This is a genomic window from Paraburkholderia sp. Ac-20342 (assembly GCF_017104985.1).
GTDB lineage: Bacteria > Pseudomonadota > Gammaproteobacteria > Burkholderiales > Burkholderiaceae > Paraburkholderia.
Map to the genome: position 1 here is coordinate 1 of NZ_JAAGPQ010000198.1, position 2,453 is coordinate 2,453.

Sequence of the window (2,453 nt, forward strand, 5' to 3'; positions counted from 1 at the left end):
TCTATGGAAGAAATTGCGCGCATTGCTGGGTATGCATCTACCTCCGCCATGCGGCATCAGTTCCAGAAGCAATATTCGCTATCGCCCGTGAGGTATCGAAAAGTATTCAGCAGTCGACTTAAACCTTAAGGTGCCACGCGAATGATGCCGCCTGCCCCATGCGTCCTCTAAATTTCCCGTGACCTTGCCACCGATTAATTCATCGAGCAGATCGGACTTGCCTTAGGCGACGATTCAGTACTGACATCGTCCTGAGAAATCTACTGTTTTTGCGTATACAAATACGTATATTCTGTGTCATGGCCAGATCCAGATCATTTTTCTGAATAATGTTGGCGAAGAAGCCCGCTCTTGCGGGCTTCTTGCTTTTCGGGGCACCTGAAACGTCCTCGCGTTCCTGACGTCTCACGCGAAATAGGTAAGCTGACGCTGATGCTTGATGGCCAACAGCGCGACGCGCTCCGATGAGTGCGCATAGAGCACCACGTACTGCTCCAGGACAAATTCACGCAGATCCGGCAACGCGGCCTCGGCCGCAAGGCGTTGCACGCGTGCTAGGCGCAACCTCGCCTGGGCCGAGCGCGCAGCCAGGAACCGCACATGACGACCACATCCCGGCGACCAACCGAGCATCTGAACCATCTCAACAAGCTCCGCCTGGAGCCGCGCAAAACGTCTCGATGCCGTGTCCACATCCTGCTCGACAAGGAAACGTCGCGCTTCATCAAGCGTAACAAGGAAGTTGGGCGCCGCCTCGACAACTGCCCGGACCGTCACAGCTTCGTCGGCGTCGTCAACGCGCGCATCAAGTCATCGGTACCGACCACTTGGCCACCCAGCAACTCGTGCAAACCTGCTTCCGCCTCATCGAGCAGCACGAAGTTCGCGTGCTCAACCTCCAGCGCATGGTAGTAGTCAAGCTTCTTGGCATCGACGAGCGCAACAAAGGACGTGCCGTTTTTGGTGAGGACCTTCTCCGCACCGCCTACGACTTCGTCGGCCAATTCGGTCAGCCGCGCCCGCGCTTCACTAATCGGCACCACATCACACGCTCGCAAGCTCATCGCCACCTCCATTAACGTTTTTCGTACAACATCCATTAATAGACAGTGTAAGTCGAACTTGCTCTCGGGGCAATGACGCCGGCCATTCGACAGATAAGTGCTGCCGTACGCTCACCTAGCGTCCGATTTTCGCCCACCTGCCGGTCAAACGTCAGCGCCCGTTGCGTTGCATGTCCACAACCGTTCGCTAAGTCCGTTATGAGCCAACGTCCATTAAGTACATCAATGAGTACACCCCACTTCAAGCCAACCAAAAACTCCCTTTATAATCAATTATATGAATGTAAAGTGCGCGTCCTCTCCTGTTCCCCGTTTCAGATAGCGCTGTGGCGTGTCTCCAGACGTTTTCCTGAACATCGCAATGAATGCGTTCGAACTCTGGTAACCGGGCTCTGCCGCGATGGTCGGGACAGGCTGGTAGAGCGCCAGTCCTGTCACGACCTCCACGAGTCGCAACGGCTGTAGGTTCCTATCTGAACGTCCCTCTCGCCACCGCCCGACAAAAGGCCGAGGGGATGCGCCATGTGCTCGGACGCGGCGAGGATCCTTTCTCCCTCCGCATCGCGGCACAGGCAGCTGTCGCAGCCAAGCTTACGTTCGCGCAGTGCGCGGAACAGTACATCGCCATGCATAGTCCTGGGTGGAAAAACCCAAAGCATGTTGACCAGTGGACAAATACCCTCGAAACCTACGCGATGCCTATCATCGGCACGCTTGATGTCGCCCTCGTTGATACCCGGCATATCGTCCAGATCCTTGAACCGATCTGGCTCAGCAAAAACGAGACGGCATCCCGGATCCGTGGTCGCGTGGAACGGGTGCTCGCATGGGCCAAAACCCGCGGCCTGCGTACGGGCGACAATCCAGCGACCTGGCGCAATCATCTTGATACCCTCTTGCCCCGACCCACATCGGTACAACGGCAGCAACACCACGCGGCCCTGCCGTACAAAGATATCCACTCGTTTGTCATTGAGCTGCGGGCACAGCCTGGCGTGACCGCGCAAGCACTCGAGTTCACCATCCTGACTGCGACACGCACAGGTGAAGTCATCGCTGCCACCTGGGAGGAGATCAATCTGCGCGAGGCAGTATGGATCATTCCCAAAACGCGGATGAAGGCAAAGCGCGAACACCGGGTTCCCCTGTCCAATCGCGCGGTCGAACTTCTGAGGCAGATGAAGAAAACACGCAAGAGCGACTTTGTCTTCCCAGGATGGAAAGCGGAAACGGGTCTTTCGAACATGGCCATGCTTCAGTTTCTGCGCAAGGTCGGCTATTCAGACCTGACGGTTCACGGATTCCGGTCGACGTTCCGTGACTGGTGCGCCGAAATGACCACCTACCCTCGCGAGCTCGCTGAAGCAGCGCTGGCGCATACGTTGAGCA

At 56.7% G+C, this 2,453-nt stretch carries 4 protein-coding genes; 2 read left to right on the top strand and 2 right to left on the bottom strand.

The features are described from left to right. The first annotated feature begins 3 nt into the window (after nt 1–3). Entirely contained in the window at nt 4–129 is a 126-nt protein-coding gene (locus G3N58_RS33670; protein WP_241017170.1) for an AraC family transcriptional regulator, read from the top strand. 276 nt (nt 130–405) lie between these two features. Here G3N58_RS33670 and G3N58_RS33675 read toward each other — a convergent pair whose 3' ends face one another. After that, nucleotides 406–777, bottom strand: coding sequence for a hypothetical protein (locus G3N58_RS33675; protein WP_167283387.1), 372 nt, complete (start codon nt 775–777; stop codon nt 406–408). Then, nucleotides 774–1,076 (bottom strand): type II toxin-antitoxin system prevent-host-death family antitoxin, encoded by a 303-nt coding sequence (locus tag G3N58_RS33680; RefSeq protein WP_240158695.1) that lies wholly within the window; start codon nt 1,074–1,076, stop codon nt 774–776. The genes G3N58_RS33675 and G3N58_RS33680 overlap by 4 nt, the downstream gene beginning before the upstream one ends. 503 nt (nt 1,077–1,579) lie before the next feature. On the opposite strand from G3N58_RS33680, the gene G3N58_RS33685 reads away from it, so the two are divergent. Further along, nucleotides 1,580–2,453, top strand: an 874-nt coding sequence (locus G3N58_RS33685) for a site-specific integrase (protein WP_206001349.1), incomplete at its 3' end; no start/stop codon positions are given.

Bases quoted from the DNA above. Each gene is read 5' to 3' on its own strand.
- G3N58_RS33670 (WP_241017170.1), top strand. From the start codon at position 4: ATGGAAGAAATTGCGCGCATTGCTGGGTATGCATCTACCTCCGCCATG.
- G3N58_RS33680 (WP_240158695.1), bottom strand. From the start codon at position 1,076: ATGGAGGTGGCGATGAGCTTGCGAGCGTGTGATGTGGTGCCGATTAGT.